General features: G+C 67.3%; 19 protein-coding genes and 1 CRISPR repeat array (1 of these 20 only partly in view). Of the genes, 10 read left to right on the top strand and 9 right to left on the bottom strand.

Going from position 1 to position 19758, the window contains the following annotated elements; translation table 11 throughout:
- A CRISPR array of direct repeats spans positions 1-1922; the repeat unit is 36 nt; unit sequence GTTCCGGCCAGAGCGCATTTCCCAGCGACCTAGACT (it extends 883 nt beyond the left edge of the window).
- 70 nt (positions 1923-1992) lie between these two features.
- From cas2 to ABDJ85_RS10300, 8 genes are all read right to left on the bottom strand, one after another.
- Positions 1993-2319, bottom strand: coding sequence for a CRISPR-associated endonuclease Cas2 (gene cas2, locus ABDJ85_RS10335; RefSeq protein ID WP_347704674.1), 327 nt, complete (start codon positions 2317-2319; stop codon positions 1993-1995).
- A gap of 10 nt (positions 2320-2329) precedes the next feature.
- The gene (cas1, locus tag ABDJ85_RS10330; RefSeq protein WP_347704673.1) at positions 2330-3259 is read right to left on the bottom strand and encodes a type II CRISPR-associated endonuclease Cas1; all 930 of its coding nucleotides are present in this window, start codon (positions 3257-3259) and stop codon (positions 2330-2332) included.
- A gap of 5 nt (positions 3260-3264) precedes the next feature.
- Positions 3265-6354 carry a type II CRISPR RNA-guided endonuclease Cas9 gene (cas9, locus tag ABDJ85_RS10325; RefSeq protein ID WP_347704672.1) on the bottom strand — a complete coding sequence of 1030 codons (3090 nt, stop codon included), beginning with the start codon at positions 6352-6354 and terminating at the stop codon, positions 3265-3267.
- Between the two features lie 309 nt (positions 6355-6663).
- Positions 6664-7224, bottom strand: coding sequence for a DUF6036 family nucleotidyltransferase (locus tag ABDJ85_RS10320; RefSeq protein WP_347704671.1), 561 nt, complete (start codon positions 7222-7224; stop codon positions 6664-6666).
- A complete protein-coding gene (locus tag ABDJ85_RS10315; protein WP_347704670.1) occupies positions 7221-7901 on the bottom strand; it encodes a helix-turn-helix transcriptional regulator in 681 nt (226 codons plus the stop codon). The genes ABDJ85_RS10320 and ABDJ85_RS10315 overlap by 4 nt, the downstream gene beginning before the upstream one ends.
- Positions 7902-7965: 64 nt before the next feature.
- Entirely contained in the window at positions 7966-11223 is a 3258-nt protein-coding gene (locus ABDJ85_RS10310) for an error-prone DNA polymerase (protein ID WP_347704669.1), read from the bottom strand.
- Positions 11220-12527, bottom strand: coding sequence for a Y-family DNA polymerase (locus tag ABDJ85_RS10305; protein WP_347704668.1), 1308 nt, complete (start codon positions 12525-12527; stop codon positions 11220-11222). Before ABDJ85_RS10305 ends, ABDJ85_RS10310 begins: the two co-directional genes overlap by 4 nt.
- The gene (locus ABDJ85_RS10300; RefSeq protein ID WP_347704667.1) at positions 12496-13368 is read right to left on the bottom strand and encodes a recombinase RecA; all 873 of its coding nucleotides are present in this window, start codon (positions 13366-13368) and stop codon (positions 12496-12498) included. Before ABDJ85_RS10300 ends, ABDJ85_RS10305 begins: the two co-directional genes overlap by 32 nt.
- A 395-nt stretch (positions 13369-13763) precedes the next feature.
- Here ABDJ85_RS10300 and ABDJ85_RS10295 point away from each other — a divergent pair, with 395 nt between their 5' ends.
- From ABDJ85_RS10295 to ABDJ85_RS10250, 10 genes are all read left to right on the top strand, one after another.
- Positions 13764-14216 (top strand): SRPBCC family protein, encoded by a 453-nt coding sequence (locus ABDJ85_RS10295; protein WP_347704666.1) that lies wholly within the window; start codon positions 13764-13766, stop codon positions 14214-14216.
- Between the two features lie 30 nt (positions 14217-14246).
- Positions 14247-14588, top strand: coding sequence for a YciI family protein (locus ABDJ85_RS10290; RefSeq protein ID WP_347704665.1), 342 nt, complete (start codon positions 14247-14249; stop codon positions 14586-14588).
- A gap of 139 nt (positions 14589-14727) precedes the next feature.
- Positions 14728-15048 (top strand): quaternary ammonium compound efflux SMR transporter SugE, encoded by a 321-nt coding sequence (sugE, locus tag ABDJ85_RS10285; RefSeq protein ID WP_347704664.1) that lies wholly within the window; start codon positions 14728-14730, stop codon positions 15046-15048.
- A 99-nt stretch (positions 15049-15147) separates the two neighbouring features.
- Positions 15148-15786: a LysE family translocator gene (locus ABDJ85_RS10280; protein ID WP_347704663.1), complete on the top strand. Its 639-nt coding sequence runs from the start codon at positions 15148-15150 to the stop codon at positions 15784-15786.
- 1 nt (position 15787) lies between these two features.
- Positions 15788-16279, top strand: a complete 492-nt coding sequence (locus ABDJ85_RS10275; RefSeq protein WP_347704662.1) for a GNAT family N-acetyltransferase — start codon at positions 15788-15790, stop codon at positions 16277-16279.
- Positions 16276-16788, top strand: a complete 513-nt coding sequence (locus tag ABDJ85_RS10270) for a GFA family protein (protein WP_347704661.1) — start codon at positions 16276-16278, stop codon at positions 16786-16788. The genes ABDJ85_RS10275 and ABDJ85_RS10270 overlap by 4 nt, the downstream gene beginning before the upstream one ends.
- Positions 16785-17666, top strand: a complete 882-nt coding sequence (locus ABDJ85_RS10265) for an alpha/beta hydrolase (RefSeq protein WP_347704660.1) — start codon at positions 16785-16787, stop codon at positions 17664-17666. The genes ABDJ85_RS10270 and ABDJ85_RS10265 overlap by 4 nt, the downstream gene beginning before the upstream one ends.
- A gap of 13 nt (positions 17667-17679) precedes the next feature.
- A complete protein-coding gene (locus ABDJ85_RS10260) occupies positions 17680-18411 on the top strand; it encodes a glycine-rich domain-containing protein (RefSeq protein ID WP_347704659.1) in 732 nt (243 codons plus the stop codon).
- A 19-nt stretch (positions 18412-18430) separates the two neighbouring features.
- A complete protein-coding gene (locus ABDJ85_RS10255) occupies positions 18431-18832 on the top strand; it encodes an MAPEG family protein (RefSeq protein WP_347704658.1) in 402 nt (133 codons plus the stop codon).
- Between the two features lie 57 nt (positions 18833-18889).
- Entirely contained in the window at positions 18890-19252 is a 363-nt protein-coding gene (locus ABDJ85_RS10250; RefSeq protein ID WP_347704657.1) for a GFA family protein, read from the top strand.
- A 40-nt stretch (positions 19253-19292) separates the two neighbouring features.
- Here the strand turns inward: ABDJ85_RS10250 and ABDJ85_RS10245 are convergent, their stop codons facing one another.
- On the bottom strand, positions 19293-19706 hold the full coding sequence (locus ABDJ85_RS10245; RefSeq protein ID WP_347704656.1) for a VOC family protein: 414 nt from the start codon (positions 19704-19706) through the stop codon (positions 19293-19295).
- Positions 19707-19758: the final 52 nt, after the last annotated feature.

The following is a 19758-nucleotide window of genomic DNA, read 5'->3' as shown; positions in this document are numbered from 1 at the left end:
GACCTAGACTCGATGATGTCCACGCCGGCCGGCTGGACGAGTTCCGGCCAGAGCGCATTTCCCAGCGACCTAGACTGGCAACGCTTTCTAGGTCTATCCCTGTCAGGTTCCGGCCAGAGCGCATTTCCCAGCGACCTAGACTCCACGTCAGCCACGTCCGCGTAAAGCTGGCGTTCCGGCCAGAGCGCATTTCCCAGCGACCTAGACTTGCGCTTCATGTGGTCGGCCCAGGCGCTCAGTTCCGGCCAGAGCGCATTTCCCAGCGACCTAGACTGGCTGCCCGCAACATGGCGTTCTCGCGCAAGTTCCGGCCAGAGCGCATTTCCCAGCGACCTAGACTCGCCAAAGAACCATTCGACTCCGCGAATCAGTTCCGGCCAGAGCGCATTTCCCAGCGACCTAGACTAGGTCGGGACGACGATGGTGCCGAAGTCAGGTTCCGGCCAGAGCGCATTTCCCAGCGACCTAGACTGCTTCGGGCTGAGATTCTCAAGCTTCAGGGTTCCGGCCAGAGCGCATTTCCCAGCGACCTAGACTATCACCAGGCTTGCAGTTCATGCCGCACCCGTTCCGGCCAGAGCGCATTTCCCAGCGACCTAGACTGCTGCTTGATAGTCTCGTCTCGCGCTGAGAGTTCCGGCCAGAGCGCATTTCCCAGCGACCTAGACTTACACCGCCCAATCCGATACCCGTTACACGGTTCCGGCCAGAGCGCATTTCCCAGCGACCTAGACTGACCGGGATTGCCGGGCACATGGGCACGCGGTTCCGGCCAGAGCGCATTTCCCAGCGACCTAGACTGAGACTGATGCGTGGTACTGCTGGACTGGTGTTCCGGCCAGAGCGCATTTCCCAGCGACCTAGACTCGGCATTGATGGCGCTCGCAAGATGAACGCGTTCCGGCCAGAGCGCATTTCCCAGCGACCTAGACTCTGCCGCCTGGCCGAAAGCTCCGCCTGTGAGTTCCGGCCAGAGCGCATTTCCCAGCGACCTAGACTCTCGCGTCCACCAAGGAGCTGCATTTGCTCGTTCCGGCCAGAGCGCATTTCCCAGCGACCTAGACTGATGACCGCGGCGCATCGCTCTGCTACCGAGTTCCGGCCAGAGCGCATTTCCCAGCGACCTAGACTCGTACTGCTTGGCGATGTCCGACACGTCCAGTTCCGGCCAGAGCGCATTTCCCAGCGACCTAGACTTGCCAGAGGCCGCGCCAGCGCGCACGACGAGTTCCGGCCAGAGCGCATTTCCCAGCGACCTAGACTGCACTCGACGCCCAGCAAAACCGCTGCGCAGTTCCGGCCAGAGCGCATTTCCCAGCGACCTAGACTCGCAGCCGATGCCAAGCGCGATGGCGCGGCGTTCCGGCCAGAGCGCATTTCCCAGCGACCTAGACTAGCACGGAGCCGAGGAGCTTGCCCAAGTCGTTCCGGCCAGAGCGCATTTCCCAGCGACCTAGACTCTACCTTCAGGATGGTCGCATCCGACGTCAGTTCCGGCCAGAGCGCATTTCCCAGCGACCTAGACTCTTGGTCATGGTCTGCTCACTTGGTGAGGAGTTCCGGCCAGAGCGCATTTCCCAGCGACCTAGACTCGAGCGCATTTATCTGCGTCGAGGTGTTGCGTTCCGGCCAGAGCGCATTTCCCAGCGACCTAGACTGCCTACCGTGTGGTTGTGCGGCTGCTGCGGGTTCCGGCCAGAGCGCATTTCCCAGCGACCTAGACTTCAGGCCCAGATCGATCAGGCTGAAATTCAGTTCCGGCCAGAGCGCATTTCCCAGCGACCTAGACTACGCCGCTGCAGCTGCTGCTGCCCCCGAAGGTTCCGGCCAGAGCGCATTTCCCAGCGACCTAGACTTCCAGTTGCCGTAGGCGATGGCCGAGCAGAGTTCCGGCCAGAGCGCATTTCCCAGCGACCTAGACTCGGTCGGCGGTAACCCCTTGATTCGTCAAGGGGTTATTCGTTTCTGCAACGGCCGAAAGTGCGTTCATGGTCAGAAGAGGTCGAACTGGTCAGGCGTTTTCTTAGCCGGCTGTTTTGCCTTGCCCTGGTAGCTGACGATGCGTTCGTACTGCTTGTCAGTGAACTGCAGGATATTGACTCTGCCGCCTGCAGGCAACGCCTGCTCTACGCGTTTGCAGTAGGTCTCCACTTGCGTGCCGCTGGTGCAGAAGCGCATGTAGACGCTGAACTGGCTCATCTCGAAGCCCATGTCCAGCAGCGCGTTGCGGAACTCAGTGGCAGCTCGGCGCTCGGCCTTCTCGACGACGGGCAAGTCGAACATCACCACCATCCACATCAGTCGGTATCCCGTGAGCATTCGGGGCGCCTCATTCGTCGTCCTGTAGCGCAGATGCCAGTGACAGCGGCAACCCGGGCAGTGGTAGGTCGAGCTTGTCGCGCTCGCCCAGATAGACCTGTGCCAGCGACACCGCCAGTCGCTGTGTGCAGACCATCACAGGCGTAGCGCCAGAGGCCGTCTGCATGTCGTCGTAGAGGGTGCGTACCAGCGCACGCTTGGACTCGGGCGTGACCATCTCTTCGCCGTTGCGGCGCAACTGCCAGACCTTGAGGTCGATGATGGGCCGGAAGGGCTCCATCAGGTCGTCGACCAGCCGCATTGCGTTGTTGTCGTGGCTGTGGTGCAGGCCGATGCTGGGGTGGAGGCCGGCCGCAATGATGGCCCGCGCCATCGTGGCACGCATCACGGTGTAGCCGTAGTTCAGCAGGCCGTTGAGTCCACCGGCCTGCTGATCGCGCCGGAAGCCGTCGCCGAACAGCAGGCCCCAGTAGCGTCGTGCGCCCTGTGCTTCCAGGTTGTCAGGGTCGCCGCTGCGCACCTTGGCGGCGAGCGCGGTTAGTGGCGCGGTGGGGGCTCCTGCGGCCTCCAGTGCGGCGGCCTGTTGCTCCAGCTTGGACCGCACGACGGCAGCCCACATGCGCTTGTGCGTGGGTAGGCTCGCGGCGATTTGTGCCTCGATGCGCTTGGCCTGCTCGAAGTTGCCCTCAATGGGAAGGAGCATGCCCACCGCGTTGTGGTTGGCCGCGCACAGCACGAAAGGCGCTCCGCGTTCGGCCAGGGCCACGAGCAGGTTGTTCGTGTAGCTCAGCCCCTGGGCATTAGCGATCACGGCGGCAATATCGTCCAGCGGCACTTGGCCCAGCTCCTTGGACGACTCCGTGTCCTTGACCACCATGAAGCCGCGATTCATGGAGAGGTGCCGCCGGTCATCGGCCACTTCGACGATGCGGCCGATCATGGGGGCTACTCCTTGAAGCCGGGGTCGCGGAGTTCGCCGCTCGGTGATATTGAGACGCGCCGGCCACGGGCCTTCTTTAGTGATCCGGCGTACTTGGATATATAGACGAACGGGTCCTCTTTGTCCCGATTTCTGGCATCTCCATTGGCCTCGTTGTGAGGTGCGAAGAAGACCTGACCGTTGCCGGTCATATTGACCACGCGTAGCACCATCTGCCGACCCTCGTCGTCCTCACAGCGGACCATGTCGCCGTTCTGCAGCCGCATGACCAGTGGCTGGCCTGAGATGCTTTGGCTCCTGGACTGGATGCGTGCCAGCGCTGCATGCCGGCCCAATTCGCTGATCAGGCGATAGACCTCGAAGGTCGATACCACCTCGCCCTCCCAGCGTCCCTTGTCATTGCGCACGATGTCCATGCAGAACTTGGGGCTGGCCACATAGCCTTTGTAGGGCAGAGGCTGGCCGGCTTCGTCGCGACGGTGCCGCTGCAGGCTCTCGGGTCCGCTGAAGCCGACCATGGCCTTGGAGTCGGCGTCTTTCTCATTGGGCTTGTTGCCGCCGATACCGCGCGTGCGCCACATGTTGCTTGGGTCAAGGTGCGGCGGCCGATACGTCGTGTCCTCGTGCATCGCACCTTCGAAGCCGTGATCCGGCTTGTGGCTCACCCAGATGGCATTCACCGCACGCCGCACATGCTCGCGGTAGCTGGGCCATGGGTCGGGCATGGTCTCCACCAGGCGGTCCAGCCCCTTGCCGCGTGCATCGGCGCTGGCCTGGGCAAAGCGTTGCAGCAGCCCCTGGTCGGTCACGGCGACGACGCAGGCGTCCACGGCGTGGTGACGGTGGTCGTTGCGGTTCTTCTCGCCATCCAGCCCCAGGATGTCGTTGAGGCCGAACTTGGCGCGCAGCATCGCCGTCATCTGCCCTGGGATCACGCGCGTGCTGGCCGGGCAGATCAGGCTCAGGTACTCGCGTGCCACGCGGCTCAGGTGTCGCGTGTCGTTGAGTGCGCGGGCGAGGAAGTCCTTGTCTTCCTTCAGCCACTTCTCGTAGCCGTCTGCGGCGAAGCGTTGGCGCTTGGCGCGCGGCATGCGTTCGGCACGGGTGAGGATGCTGTCGTAGTCCCAGCCCTGCGCGGCGAAGTCCTCGCGCGCTTGCCACGGCGTGCGGTTGCCCTTGATGCGGTTGGCCTGCCGCAGCGCCACGGTCTTGTTGTTGAGGCTGTCTTCCAGCGTCATCGAGAACGGCAGGATGTGTTCGATCTCGACCCGCTCGGTCAACACATCGGCTGCCGCAATCTGCACGCCGCTGTAGGGGCAGCGGCGGTCCGCTACGTCGAAGCTCAACTCCTCCCAAAGGATCAGCTTCTGGATGTCGCTCAGGCGTACCCGTTCTTCTGCACAGCCACGAATTTCAGCGGCGACCTTGCGCAGCCGCTCATTGCGCTTCTGGTTCTTGGCTTGTTGCTCCTGGGTCTCCCGGCGCTGTTTCTGGCTTTGTTTGAGGTCGCGAGCCACTTCCACGATGACTTCGCTGGGGTGGCCATAGCGCTTGATGAGCGCATTGACGACCGCGCGCACCTGGTTCAGGCCGATGTGCACTGTTGGGTTGGCGATGCGGCCGAAGCGTTTCTCGGGCGGATCGTTCAGCTCGCCAGTACCGAAGCCTACGTGGCGCTGCAGGTACTCGCCGTAGTAGGGCAGCTCAGGCAGGATCTCGCCGGTCGAGGCCGCATGGCTGATGTGGCTGTGATGGTCGTAGCCAGCCGCCTGTACGGCCTTGTCGTAGGTGATGACTTCGGCTCGCAATGCGGGCAGCAGCTTGGCCAGCGCCTTGGCGCTCAGTGAGCCGTAGCCCTCGGGTAGCGATGCGTTGGCAATCTTCAGCGCATGTGCCTCGTCCACACCGGTGGACGTGACTAGCCAGTCCACCAGCTTCGATTCACTTTCCTCCTCCAGGATGCGCATGACGATTTCGTCCTGGCGCGCCTCGCTGAAGCCATGCCAGGCTGGTCCGAAGAAGTCCTTCTTGCCCAGCAGCATGCTGGTGGCATTGCCCTTCAGCTCCGTGCGCTTGGCGTCGGCCAGGTTGAACTGCACAGTACCCGGCAGGCCGAGCAGCTTCGGGATGGCCGTCTTGAAGGATTGGCTGCCTTCCTCCAGCGCAGCCACCAGCTTGTCGCGCTGCGCCAGGCTCAGCGCTTCTTCCAGCAGACGCCCGCCCAGCAGGCGTAGGTGGTTGACCTCCTGCAGGATGCGAAATCGCTGCTGGCTGGGCAGCGCCAGCGGGGCGCGCGGCTCGTCGGGTTCCAACGTGCAGCGGCCGGGTTTGACGGGGCGGAGGTTGCGTTGATGCAGCAGGCAGTCCCTAAGCGCTGCGCCAGCCGCTTCGTGGAACTTGGCAGGGTTGAGCGCAGCCTGCTTGGCCCACAGCGCATCGAACTCGTCCGCGACCATCTTGCGGTCCACGTACAGGTCGTAGCTCTTGTCGACACGCGTCTTGCCGTCTTCCTTCAGCACGCGTTGCTCTCGGTAGCGGGCGCGCACCGTGCGCACAGCGGGGTCGTTCATGCGGCGCCACAGGAGTTCGCCCACCGTTCGGGCCTTGCCGTCTGCGCCCGCTGGGTCCAGCTGTGCGCGCAGGCTGCCGATGGCGGCCTTCAGCACCCCACTGTCGTTGTCCTTCTTGTCCGTGCGGCGGTTGCTCTTGAAGCCGCGGCGTTGGTTCAGGTGGAAGAGGGCGCGGGCGAACTCGGCAGGCGTCAGTGCCGCGTCCAGCCCCTTGGCGCGCAGCTCATAGGGGTTCAGCGTCTCCAGTGCTTTGCGCGCTGGCTCCTCGGCAGGGAAGAAGCCGTGCTCGATCAGTAGCCGCTGCATGCGCGCCTTGCGCTTGAGCAGCCGGTCACGGCGTCGGCGCATCGCGCGGGCGTTGCGGCGAGTGACGGCCAGGGATGAGCCGTCCTTTGGATTTCGGCCGTCAGGGAAGATGCGAACGCCGGCGCGGACGATAGCGCAAGGGTCGCAGGTGCCATTGAGTTGCACGATGGCCCAGCCCAGCGAAGTCGAGCCGAGATCTAGTGCCAAACGGTATTTCATGTGCTGACTCCTCCCTGGAGCTTCCTGCGCGCGCGAGCCAGCGATTGGAGCGGATTCGGCCGGAATCTAGCTCCCGGTTTGCCCCGGAGCGACGGCTTCCATTTACTGCGTTAGCATTGCGGCGCTATACCGCTGGGAAATGCGCTCTGGACGCTAACAAGCTGAAAGATGCACCAAATGGAAGGCCGCGAAGTCGCAAGACGCGCGGCCTTCGTCTTTGTGGCTCGCGAGCGCGTAGTCGGTGCCCAGTGAGGTCCTGACCCCTGGTTGCGCTTGTGCTCGTGGATAGCCTCGAGCGAGTCGCTCCGGTCACCCCTCGTCGACGCCGTGGCCCTGCTCTCTCAGTGCCTTGGTCCAGCGACGGATGCGGGCGCGTAGGCTGCGCTTGGCTTCGTCGTCCAGCGGCATGTGACTGACCTGGTCGAGGGCTGGACCGATAGCCACGAAGCGGTGTTGCAGCATGGCCATGCAGAAGACGCGGTCCTTGTCGCGTGCTGCGGCGGCTTTGGACATGAAGAGGTCCAGCACGTCTAGGCAGTAACCAACACGACCGTTGGTGCCTGGCGTTTGCACGCGTTGGAGGCGGGTCTGCCAGCCGGTCGGGAGCAGTGCGGTGTCAGGCCCCACGCCTTGGGCGTAGTAGCCAAAGGTGTCGTGGAACGGTGAGCCTTCACCAATGGCGGCGTCGATGGCGTCGGCCTTGTGCGTGGCGTTCAAGGGGTAGATGTCGGCCTCGGCGGACATCTTGAAGACGTCTGGCGGGTTGGGGATGGGGCCGAGGATGGACTGGCTGCCGACTATGACGAACTCGTACTCGTTTGTGATGTCGGCGGCGGCCCGAATGATGTGCTCGAGGTCTTCGCGGTTCATGGCGTCTTGGTCGGGGTGTCGCCCAACGTGAGGCCACGCTTCAGCGCCTGGACCTGGCCGAGGATGCCTTGGCGCACTTCTTCGGGTAGCAGCGTGGGCAGCGGGGAGGCTTGGCGCAGTTCCTGGGCACGGCGTGTGCGGCCCAGGGCCTTGCGCCAGAGGCCGTCGCGCAGGATGGCGTCCCATTCGTCCCAGAGCTGGCGGGCGCGGGACTGGGCGTCTTGAGCGCGCCAGCGTGCGAGGGTGTCGGCGGCACGGCTGACGAGGCTGGGGTCGGCCTTCAGCCGACGGACGGCTTCCGTGTGCAGGGCCAAGCTTTGCAGGTCTTGGGCCTGGTGTTGGGCGTCGTCGGCCCGGATAGCGATCTGCACTTGGGGCCGGCTGCGGCGCGAGCGTGCTGCGGCCGTGCCTCGGGGGGCGGCCTGGAAGGTGTCGCCTGCCAGCAGGGCAATGTCTCCCGCGATGCCGAGGGCTGACATGACCCGCAGATAGGTGCCGATGGCCGTGCCGGGGTCACCCGTCTCGATGGCGGCGAGCGTGGTGCGCGAGATGCCAAGCTGCTGGGCCAGGCCCACGGTGGTCACACCTTGTGCCTGGCGCAGGCGTTTGAGCCTGTCGCCCAGTTGCAGCAGCAGGTGGCGCTCGAGGACGGCGGCGGTGTCAGTTCGTGCATTCATTGTCCAAAATTGTGAACATTGATTTAACAATTGTCCAGTTTGATATTCATTTTGAGAGCCGGGATCACCTGAAATCCCGACTCTCCGTCGGCAACCTGCCCAGCAGCGGGTTCAGGTTCCTGAACCCCTTTGCCAGCAGGTGCCGCACGTCGCCGTCGCCGCGTTGCCAGGTGCCTTGGACGGCGAGCAGGCGGGCGCCGAGGATGGTGCTGCGGTGCTGCTCGTAGACCTTGGGCCAGACGATGACCTGGACGTTGCCGGTTTCGTCTTCGAGGGTGACGAAGAGGGTGCCTTTGGCGGTTTGGGGCTTTTGGCGGCCGGTGACGATGCCGCAGGCGGTGGCGCGGCGGCCGCTTTGGAGGGTGTCGAGTTGGCGGGCGGTGAGGCAGCCGTCCTGGGCGAGGCGCGGGCGCAGCAGGGCGAGGGGGTGGCGGCGCAGAGTGAGGCCGGTGGCGGCGTAGTCCCACAGCACTTCTTCGCCCTCGGCGGCGGCGGGCAGGGTGAGCTCGTCTTCGGGCAGGAGGCTGCCTTGCAGCAGGGCTGGCAGGGCGTGCAGGGCGGAGGCCTGCCAGACCTGCTGGCGGCGGTGGCCGGCGAGGCTGGTGAGGGCGTCGGCGGCGGCGAGTTGCTGCATGTCTTGCTGGCTGAGCTGGGCGCGCAGGGCGAGGTCTTGCGGATGCAGGAAGGGGCCATGCTGGCGCGCGGCTTCGATGCGCAGGGCGGCGGGGTCGCCCAGGCCGCTGACGAGGCGCAGGCCGAGGCGGACGGCAGGTTGGGGCTCGCCGTCACGGGGTTCGAGCGTGCTGTCGCGCTGGCTGTGGTTGACGTCGATGGCGCGCACCTCGACGTGGTGGCGCCGCGCGTCCTGCACGAGCTGGCTGGGTGTGTAGAAGCCCAGCGGCTGTGAGTTGAGCAGGGCGCACAGGAAGGCCGCCGGCTCGTGGCATTTGAGCCAGGAGCTGACGTAGGTGAGCAGGGCGAAGCTGGCGGCGTGGCTCTCGGGGAAGCCGTAGGACTGGAAGCCCTTGATCTGGCTGAAGATTCGCTTGGCGAAGGCGTCCTCGTAGCCGCGCTCGCGCATGCCCTTGACGACTTTGTCGTAGTACTTGTCGAGTACGCCAGGGCGCTTCCAGGAGGCCATCGCACGGCGCAGTTCGTCGGCTTCGCCGGCTGAGAAGCCCGCCGCGATCATGGCCACCTGCATGACCTGCTCCTGAAAGATGGGCACACCGCGCGTGCGCTTAAGGGCCGCCTTCAGGTCTTCGCTCGGGTATTCGATCTGGTCCTCTGGCAGCGCGCGATTCTTCAGGTAGGGGTGGACCATGCCGCCTTCGATGGGGCCCGGCCGGACGATGGCGACCTCAATGACGAGGTCTTCGTAGCAGCGGGGCCGCAGGCGCGGCAGCATGGACATCTGCGCGCGCGATTCGATCTGGAAGATGCCGACGGTGTCGGCCTTGCAGATCATGTCGTAGGTGGCGGTGTCGTCCTGCGGGATGCTGGCGAGCGTGTGGGTGTGGCCGCGCAGCGGGGTGAGCAGCTCAAAGCAGCGCCGGATGGCGGTGAGCATGCCGAGGGCGAGCACGTCGACCTTCATCATCTTGAGCTCGTCGATGTCGTCCTTGTCCCATTCGATGACGCTGCGGTTCTCCATCGTGGCGTTCTCGATGGGCACGAGGCGCTCCAGCGGCCCCTCGGTGAGCACGAAGCCGCCGACGTGCTGCGACAGGTGCCGGGGCAGGCCGTTGAGCTGGCGGCCGAGCGCGATGAGCTGCTGCAGGCGCGGGTCGTCAGCGGGCAAACCCAGCCGCTGCAGCAGGGCCTCGCGGTGGTCGTCGGGCAGCACCTCGGTAGACCAGCCGCTGTGGTCTTTGCTCATGAGGTCAAGCTGGGCCTCGCTGAAGCCTAGGGCCTTGCCGACGTCACGGATGGCGCTCTTGGGCCGGTAGCAGGTGACGACGGCGGTGAGGGCGGCGCGGTCGCGGCCGTATTTGGCGTAGAGGTGCTGGATGACTTCTTCGCGGCGCTCGTGTTCGAAGTCGACGTCGATGTCGGGCGGCTCGTTGCGCTCGCGGCTGATGAAGCGCTCGAACAGCAGGGTGCTCTGCTCGGGGTTGACCGAGGTGATGTGCAGGCAGTAGCAGACGACGCTGTTGGCCGCCGAGCCCCGGCCCTGGCACAGGATGCCGATGCTGCGCGCGAACTGCACGGTGTCGGCCACGGTCAGGAAGTAGTGCTCGTAGCGCAGCTCGGCAATCAGCTGGAGCTCGTGTTCGAGGCGCTTGCGCCACTCGTCGGGCAGCCCGGCCGGCCAGCGTTGCTGCGCGCCGGCGTAGGTCAGGGCGCGCAGATGTGCGGTGGCGCTGAGCCCGGGCGGCACGACCTCGCTCGGGTAGCGGTAGCGGATCTCGTCGAGGCTGAAGTGGCAGCGCGCGGCCACGTGCAGGGTCTCGCGCAGCAGCTCGGGCGGGTAGAGCTGGGCGATGCGCGGGCGGCTGCGCAGGTGGCGCTCGGCATTGGGCTGCAGGTCGAAGCCGCACTCGGCCACGGGGCGGCCCAGGCGCGTGGCTGTCATCACGTCCTGCAGCGCCTTGCGGGAGCGGACATGGAAGTGCACATCGCCTGCCGCCACCAGGGGCAGGGCGGTGGCCTCGGACAGGGCCTGCAGGCGCTGCAGCCAGCGCGCATCACTGGCCTCGCGCAGCAGCTCGACGGCGATCCAGGCGCGGCCGGTGAAGTGCTGAAGCAGCCAGTGCGCAGGGGGCAGCAGCTCGGCGTCGCTGGCCTCCCGGTTCAGCACCAGCAGGGCGAGGCAGTCGCCCAGCTGCTCGGGCACGAGCTGGTGAACGTGGAGCGTGTACGTGCCCTTGACTGGGCTGGCGCGGCGCAGCCGGGTGATGAACTGGCAGAGGTTGCCGTAGCCGTTGAGGTTCTGCGCGATCAGCACGAGCTTGAAGCGCGGCGTGCCGGCGTCGTCGCGAACGAGGAACTCGCTGCCGATCAGCAGCTGCAGGGTCACGGGCGGGGCGGCCTCAAGCAGCGCGGCTTCGCGCAGTTCTCGCAGTTGCCGGTGCGCGCGCACCACGCCGGCCAGCGAGCATTCGTCGGTGAGGGCCAGGGCCTCGTAGCCCAGGGCCACGGCACGCGTCACCAGCTCTTGCGGCTCGGAGGCGCCGCGCAAAAAGCTGAAGGCGCTGAGGCAGTGCAGTTCCGCATAACGTGACCCCTCGGCCCGCGAGTACGCAGGCCGATCCCCCAAGGGGATGCCGGGCCGGCTTGGGGCGGCCCGGCGCTCGTCCCGTGGCGGCGGCTTGCGCTTCATGCAAACACCCCATGCAGAAACCAGCCCGAGCCGCCCAGGGCTGGGTCGGGCAGGCGCTCGTGATAGACCCACAGCAGGCCGCGCGTGGCGCTGCGGTAGACGAAGTAGTCGCGCGTTTGCAGCTGGCTGCGGCCCTCCCACCAACCGGCTTCGATGCGGTGTGGGCCGCTGATGCGGGTGAGGGGCCCGGCCAGCAAGGGCTGCTCGCGCGCGTCGCATCTCAGGGGCTGGGGCGGCTCGACCAGCCAGGTGGGCTGGGGGCCGGGTGGGCAGCGCGCAGGCGGGGCCGCAGCGGGCGAGGGTGGCGCAGGCCAGGGGTGCCAGCGCTGCATGTGGCCGAGCCGGTGGTCCTCGTGCAGGCGGCCCTCGCGCACTTGGCTGGCGCCCAGGCGCACGGACAGCCGCTCCAGCAGGGCATTCGTGGTGCTGCGTTCCTGCGGTTCGGTGGGGCCGGGCAGCAGGCTGTTGCTGCCTTCCTCCAGCGGCAGCAGGGTGTCGGCGTTGAGCGTGATCTCGCCCGCCGGGGCGGCAAGCGTTGTGCGGGCCAGGTGCTCGGCCAGCAGGCGGGTCAGGCGGGGCAGGTCGCGCGTGGTGTCGGCGGTGGCCACGGTCAGCTCGCCCTGGCTGGCCACGTCGTGGGCGCGCATGGCGTCGTACTGCCAGGCCAGGCGCAGGCTCTGCACGCCGGCATGGCGCGCGGCGAGAAAAGCGCAGAGCTGGCGCAGCAGGCCCTCGGCAAAGTGCAGCAGCACAGGCGCGTGCTCGACGCGGTAGGGCAGCTCCAGCCGCGCGTCAAAGCGATCGGGCAGGGTCAGCCATTCATGCACCTCGGGCTGCTCGCCATAGGCTTGGTCCAGCGCCTTCAGCAGCGCTGGCCCGAAGCGCTTGGCCAGCGCGGCGCGCGGCAGCTGGCGCAGGCTGCCCAGTTGCGTGCAGCCCAGCCGCGCCAGCATCGCGTGGTGGGCCTGGGCGGCGCTGAGGGCGTGCAGATGCAGGGCGTCCAGGCGATCGCTCAGGCTGCTTCGCAGGGCGTAGCCAGGGCAACGCGCCAGCGCCAGCGCAGCGAGGGCCGTGGGTGCCCAGGCCATGGCGCCCAGGGCCAGGCCCGCTTGCTCGGCCTGGGCCTGCAGCCGCAGGCGCAAGGCCCGCGCGCCGCCAAAGAGCCGCAGGCTGGCCGACACCTCGGCCACCACGGCCTCCTCCAGCCGGGCCACGCGCGGCGTGAAGCCCAGGGCCAGCCAGGCCAGGGCGTCGGTGTCCCCCGGCGGGGCCTCAGGCTTGCAGCACAGGGCCAGCCAGCGCATGGGGGTGCTCCGCAGGTGAGGGGCTGTGAATGGGCACGGCGGGCTCCGCAGGCAACGGGGCGCTGATCTCTGCCGGGGCGGGCACGCGCCAGCCCGCCGTCAGCAGCGGCTCCACCGCGCCGGGCACGGCCTGCAGCTTCAGCCAGCCCTCGTGCGCAGGGCCGCGCCGCTTGAGCAGATGCACGTCCAGCGCCCAGCCCCCGCTTTCTTCACCCGGCCGCACGACCAAGCGCAGCGGTGCGGCCGAGGCTTGTTGGCCGGCGTGCTCGGGCCGCACCAGGAAGGCCGGCGCGTCCGAGCTTTGCGCATGCACCTGCAGCCGCCGCAACTGCTCGGGCCGCGCCTCGGGCAGCCAAGCCAGCACCGCCACGCGCGACTTGATGGCCTGCTCCGCCGTCCACAGCGCCTGGGCTGGTGTGGCTGTGGCCACCCAGACCAGCGCCTGCGCCTGCATGCCCAGATCGAGGCCCAGGCCCTGCAAGCCCGGCAGATGCGGTGTGTGGGGCGGGTTGACGAGCAGCAGCGTGCGACGCGCCGGCTCGGCCCGTGCCGCACGCCGCCCACGGCCCGGGGTGGCTTGGTTGGGTGTGGCCTGGGCTGCCCACCACGCCCGCAGGGCCGGCGCCAGCAGCCGCCACTCCAGCACCCCGGCCTGCGGCACCAGCAGCTCGGTCACCGTCTGCAAGGGCCAGCCCCCGCCGGGCAGCTCGGCGTCCAGCGCCGCAAAGCTGCTGGGCACCACCGCCGCCGTGGCCTGCCCCAGGCTGTGCGCCCGCCACACCCGCCCCTGCGCCGACAGCCCTTGCAGGCTGGGCAGGGCGGGGGGCGAGACCGTGGGCAATGGCGCAGGCGTTGGGCGTGAAAGGGCAGTCGGCAACATGGCAAAACCCCGGCCCGAAAAAGCAGCGCGGGGGATGGGGCAACGCTGAACAGGCCCTCGCGCGCAGCGCATCCCTGCTTGGGGCGATCTGCTGCGTTGCAAATGCGCGCGATACCAGCGGGTATCGCTGTGCTTTGCGCCTTGCAGCTCATCCCCAATCAGGGCGCACTGCATCGCGCAGGCCTGTTCAGCGTCGCCCTAGAATACTGTATATAAAAACAGTATTGCAAGCCCCCCACCCAGGGCTGGCCCACGCCCTCCCGGCCATCCGTGTCGAATGCCACAGCCGCGCTTCGTCGTGCGTGCATGGAGGCGCTGCCTCTATCCTCTTTCCCTCACCCCGCGAGGCCCATGCCATGAGCACATCCACCCACACCGTCAGCCTGCACCGCGTGCTGCGCAGCCCGCCCGAGCGCGTCTACCGTGCCTTTCTCGACCCGGCTGCTTTGTGCAAATGGCTGCCGCCCAATGGCTACACCTGCACCGTGCACGAGCTCGACGCCCGCGTGGGCGGCGTGTTCAAGATGAGCTTCACGCAGTTCTCGTCCGGCCAGGGCCACAGCTTTGGTGGCACTTACCTCGACCTCCAACCCGGCGAGCTGCTGCGCTACACCGACGTCTTTGATGACCCCGGCCCGCCCGGCCAGATGATCACCACCGTGCGCCTCAGCGCCGTGAGCTGCGGCACCGAACTGCATGTCACCCAGGAGGGCATCCCCGGCGTGATCCCGCCCGAGGCCTGCATGCTGGGCTGGCAGGACTCCCTGCGCCTGCTGGCGCTGCTGGTGGAAGAGCTGCCGGGCGGTTGAAGCGAAGCGCAACCCAAGGAGGACCACCAGATGCCGCGCTACCTGATTTCGTTTGACGACGGGTCCATGGACCACATCGCGGCTGCAGACTTGCCCGCCGTGAGTGACGAGACGCACGCCGTGGTGCGCGAGGCCAAGGCCGCCGGGGTGTGGATCTTTGGCGCGGGCCTGCAGCGCCAGCAGGCCGCCGTGGTGGCCACGGACGGCAGCGTCACGGCCGGCCCCTTCCCCGAGACCAAGGCCGTGCTTGGCGGCTTCTGCCTACTCGAAGTCGCCTCCCGCGACGAGGCCCTGGCCTGGGCCGCCAAGTTCGCGCGCGGCTGCCGCTGTGCGCAGGAGGTGCGCGAGATCATGTTCGATCCGGAGTCGTGAGGGACGGGCTCAGCGCTTCCCTCAATTGCTGCCAGCGCCCTCGCAAGCCACCAAAGCGTTTGGGTGGTTGGGCGGCAACAGCCTCGCATACCCGGGCCCTTGAACAGAATCCCGGCACCGAATCCTGGAGGGCGAAATCATGGCGTGGGTGCTGTTGTTGGTGGCGGGGTTGCTGGAGGTGGGGTGGGCCATCGGTCTGAAATACACCGAGGGCTTCACCCGCCTGTGGCCGAGCGCGCTGACCCTGACGGCCATGGTGGGCAGCGTGCTGCTGCTGGGCGTGGCGATGAAGTCGCCGCCGGTAGGCACGGCCTATGCCGTGTGGGTGGGCGTCGGGGCGGTGGGCACGGCCATCTTGGGCATGGTGCTGTTTGGCGAGGCTGCCAACCTGGGGCGACTGTGCAGCCTCGCGCTGATCGTGGCGGGCATCGTGGGGCTCAAGCTGGCAACGGTGCCTTAGGCCTGGTTGCCAAGCCCGCCACGCTTCCATGCAAACACGCGGGCCGAACTAGCATTCGGTCCAGGCCGAACCCCGGTTGCATGACGTACAAGGCGATTGATGATTTCGCTCACCACGCTGTTGCTCTTTGCTGGCGCGGCTTTGCTGATGGCCCTGACGCCGGGGCCGAACATGGTCTACCTGATCTCGCGCTCGCTGTGCCAGGGGCGTGCGGCGGGCGTCATGTCGTGGCTGGGCGTGGTGCTGGGTTTTTCGGTGCACATGGTGTGTGCCGCCGTCGGCGTGACGGCGCTTTTTCTGGCGGTGCCGCTGGGCTACGAGGCCCTGAAGCTGGCCGGCGCGCTCTACCTGCTGTGGCTGGCCTGGCAGGCCGTGCGGCCGGGTGCGCGCTCGCCCTTCGAGGCGCGTGACCTGCCGCCTGTGTCGCGCCGCAAGCTGTTCACCATGGGCCTGCTGACGAGCATCCTCAACCCCAAGGTGGCGGTGTTTTATCTGTCGGTGCTGCCGCAGTTTGTGGACCCGGCACAAGGCTCGGTGCTGACGCAAAGCCTGCTGCTCGGCGCCACGCAGGTGAGCATCGGCGCGAGTGTGAATCTGCTGGTCACCCTGACCGCCGCGCGCATCGCGGCCTGGCTGGCACAGCACCCGCTGTGGATGGCCGTGCAGCGCTACGTGATGGGGCTGGTATTGGGCGCCCTGGCCGTCAAGCTGCTGGGCCAGCAGCGGCAGGCCGTTTGAGATGCGCGTCGGCCTGGAGTCGCCTCAGCAGCCCGACGTGGAGGCCTTGATCGAGGCCCTGGATGCCTACCAGGACACGCTCTACCCGGCCGAGGCGCGCTATGTGCTCGACGTGAGCGCGCTCTCGCGGCCCGAGGTGCGCTTTGCGGTGGCCCGCGATGGAAGCGGCCAGGCGCTGGGCTGTGGCGCCGTGGTGCTGAGTGCAGGCTGGGGTGAGCTGAAGCGCATGTATGTCCGCCCCGAGGCGCGCGGCACCGGTGTGGCGGGGCAGCTCTTGCACCTGCTGGAGGCCGAAGCCCGGGCCTGCGGCTGCCCAGCCCTGAAGCTGGAGACCGGCCCCTTCCAGCCCGAGGCGCTGGCCTTTTATGCCGCCCAGGGCTTTGCGCGCTGCGGCCCGTTTGGTGACTACCCCGACCACCCCATGAGCGTGTTCATGCAGAAGGCCTTGCCGACCTTGGACCCCGCAAACCCAGCCAAGCTGATACAGCCATGACCGATGCCGTCTATGACGGCGGCTGTGACTGCCGCCGTGTCCGCTTCCGCATGACTGCAGCGCCGCTGGTGGTTCACTGCTGCCATTGCCGCTGGTGCCAGCGCGAATCGGGTGCGTCGTTTGCGCTGAACGCCATGATTGAGGCGGAGCGCTTGGTGCTGCTGGGCGAGGCGCCGGAGTTGATCGATACACCCTCAGAGAGCGGCGAGGGCCAGCGCATTGCACGGTGCCCGCATTGCAAGGTGGCGGTCTGGAGCCACTACGCCGGCGCAGGGCCTGTGGTGGCCTTTGTGCGCGTGGGCACGCTTGACCAGCCGGATCGGTGCCCGCCGGATGTCCACATCTTCACGGCCTCCAAGCAGCCGTGGTTGGTGTTGCCGCCCGGCGCCAAGGTCTTTGCTGAGTACTACGAGCGCGAGCAGGTGTGGTCTGCCGCCAGCCTCGCGCGGCGCCAGGCCTATCTGCCGCAGGTTGAGGCCTATCTGGCTGCGCGTCGAGCGCGCGTATGAGTGCGCGCATCTGGGGTCTGAGCCTTGGTGGCCTGCTTTGCGGGCTGCTGGTGACGCTGTGGGTGGCAGGCGACTTGTTGAGCCGTCCGGCTGCACGCGAGGTGGGCCCGCCGCCGCAGGAACTTGGCGCGCAGACGGTGAGCTTGTCCACGGTGCCCGGGCAGCACGTCGTCGGCTGGTTTGCGCGTGGTGAATCGCAGGGAGCGGTGTTGCTGCTGCATGGCGTGCGAGGCGACCGCCGGCAGATGACGGAGCGTGCGTTGTTCCTGCAGCAGGCGGGGGATGCGACCTTGCAGATCGACCTGCCGGCCCACGGGGAGAGCTCTGGAGAGCGCATCACCTTTGGCGCGCGTGAGGCGGCGGGTGTCGAGGCGGCCGTCCGCTTCTTGCGGCAGACCCTGCCGGGGGTGCAGATCGCAGTGATCGGCGTGTCATTGGGTGCCGCCTCGACGGTGCTGGCGGGCCTGGACCCTGCGCTGCAGGCAGTCATCCTGGAATCGATGTACCCGACGATTGATGAGGCCGTGCAGGACCGGCTCGCCATGCGCTTGGGCCGTGTGGGCGCTGGGCTGGCGCCGTTGCTGCTGTGGCAGTTGCCCCTGCGCGTGGGCCTGAGTGCCGAGGCGCTGCGGCCCATTGATCGCCTGCCCAGCTTGGGCGCCCCCGTGCTGATTGCTTCGGGGGCTGATGACCAACACACGCTGTGGCCCGAGACCCAGCGCCTCTTCGACGCGGCCAAGGAGCCCAAGGTGTTGTGGAGGGTTGAAGGCGCGGCGCATGTGGATCTGCATGACCACGCGCCCGAACCCTATCGGCAGCGTGTGCTCGAATTCCTGGCGCAGCATCTGCGCGGCGGCGCTGCCCAAACTGCCCACTGACACCCGCCTCACCATGCCCGCCTTCTTCGCCATCCTTGCCTTCATCCTGCTGGCCTGCTTCGCCCTCTTCTGGTCGAAGTACACCCGCCTGCGCCGCGCCGCTTTCATCCGGGAGGCTGAGTTGCCGCGCGGCCTGTTTGAGAAGCTCCGCGCCAAGCACCCGCAGCTGAGCACCAAGGACTGTCAGCTCGTCGCGCATGGGCTGCGGCAGTTCTTTCTGGCGCACCTGAAGAGCGGGCGCCAGTTCGTCTCCATGCCCAGCCAGGTGGTGGACGACCTCTGGCATGAGTTCATCCTTTACACCAAGAACTACGACGCCTATTGCCGCTCGGCCTTCGGGCGCTTCCTGCACCACTCGCCAGCCGTGGTGCTGGGCAGTGAGCGCCAGCGCAATGCCGGCCTGCGCCGCTGCTGGTGGTTTGCCTGCAAGGAAGAGAACATCAACCCGCGCGCTCCGACGCGGCTGCCGCTGCTGTTTGCGCTGGACACCAAGCTGAACATCCCAGGGGGCTTCCGCTACGTGCCCGACTGCTCGGGCGTGCGGCGTGAGCAGGATGGGAAGGACGGAGCGGCCACCTACTGCGGCGGCGATTTTTCGAGCTCGTCTTACGACGGAGGCACTGCTGGTTTTGCGGATGGGCTCTCGGACGGCGGCAGCGCTGATGCAGGCGGCAGTGATGCTGGCAGTGACGGCGGTGGCGGCGGGGATGGCTGCGGCGGCGGTGGTTGCGGAGGTGGCGATTGAGCACCAAAAGGACTTTTCGATGACTGCGCTGATCGCGCCAATGGCCGCGCACGTGGCGCTTGCGGCTTTGCTGTATGCCCTGCTAACGGCGGCCCGTGCTCCGGCGGTCTGGGGCGTGGGGCGTGCGGCGGATGGCACCAACCCTTGGGCGCAGATCGAGCGGCGCATCAGCGCGAACCTGTCCAACCAATTCGAGTGGCCGCTCTTCTTCCATGTGGTCTGCCTGCTGCTCGTACACCTCCAGGCAGTGGATGCTGCCCAGATCGCGCTGGCCTGGGTCTTCATCGCTGGGCGGGTGGCGCACAGCGGCGTGCAGGTCTTCACCGCCAACGTCCGCCTGCGCGGCCTCGTGTTCACCGTCAACTACCTGGCGGTGTTGGGCATGTGGGGCTGGCTGCTGGTGCGGGGCTGGTGGCTGTGAGACTGTGCCGGGCCTCCAGGGCTGAGCGTGGCTGCTGACAAGAAAGGCTGATTCCTGATGCAACTCATTGGTTCTTGCCACTGCGGCGCCGTCCGCCTCGAGCTGCCCTCGGCCCCGGAGACGGCCACCAACTGCAACTGCTCGCTGTGCCGGCGCTTGAACGGGCTGTGGGCTTACTACGAGTTCGGCACGGTGCGCATCACCGGGCACCCGGAGCACACCGAGGCCTACGTCCAGGGTGACCGCACGCTGCAGACCCTGCGCTGCCGCAGCTGCGGCTGCATCACGCACTGGGAGCCTCTGCCGCCGGTGGCCGGTGCGCGGCATGGGGTGAACCTGCGCAACTTCGACCCCGCCCTGGTGGCAGCGGTGCGGGTGCGCCACTTTGATGGCGCGGACAGCTGGACTTTCCTGGATTGAGAGGCCGCCTGCTGGGAGGCATGCGGCCTTCTCGCCGCACCTATTCAGGCCGGTGGCACACCGCCTCGATGTTGTTGCCCTCGGGGTCGATGACGAAGGCGCCGTAGTAGTGGGGGTGGTAGTCGGGGCGCAGGCCCGGGGCGCCGTTGTCCTTGCCGCCGGCGGCAAGGGCGGCGCGGTAAAAGGCATCGACCTCGGCGCGGCTCGCGGCCTTCCAGGCCAGGTGGCAGCCGCTGGTGGTGGCCGGGCCGCCGTGGGGCGAGGGGCCGTCGATGAACCAGACATCGGCCTTGCGCCCGCTGGGCTCGGCAGGGTCGGCGTAGTCAAAGCCCAGGATGTTGGCGCCGTAGTTGCCCTCAAAGCACAGCGCATAGCCCAGGGGCGCCAGCGCGGCGCTGTAGAAGGCTTTGGCGCGCTGGATGTCGGCAACGCGGAAGGTCATGTGGTCGAGCATGGGCGGGGTCTCCGAAGCGGGTGGATGGGGTGGTAGATGGCTGTATAAATAT

The sequence above is a fragment of the Roseateles paludis genome (assembly GCF_039872745.1).
GTDB lineage: Bacteria > Pseudomonadota > Gammaproteobacteria > Burkholderiales > Burkholderiaceae_C > Pelomonas > Pelomonas paludis.
This window is presented reverse-complemented; position numbering and strand designations above follow the sequence as displayed.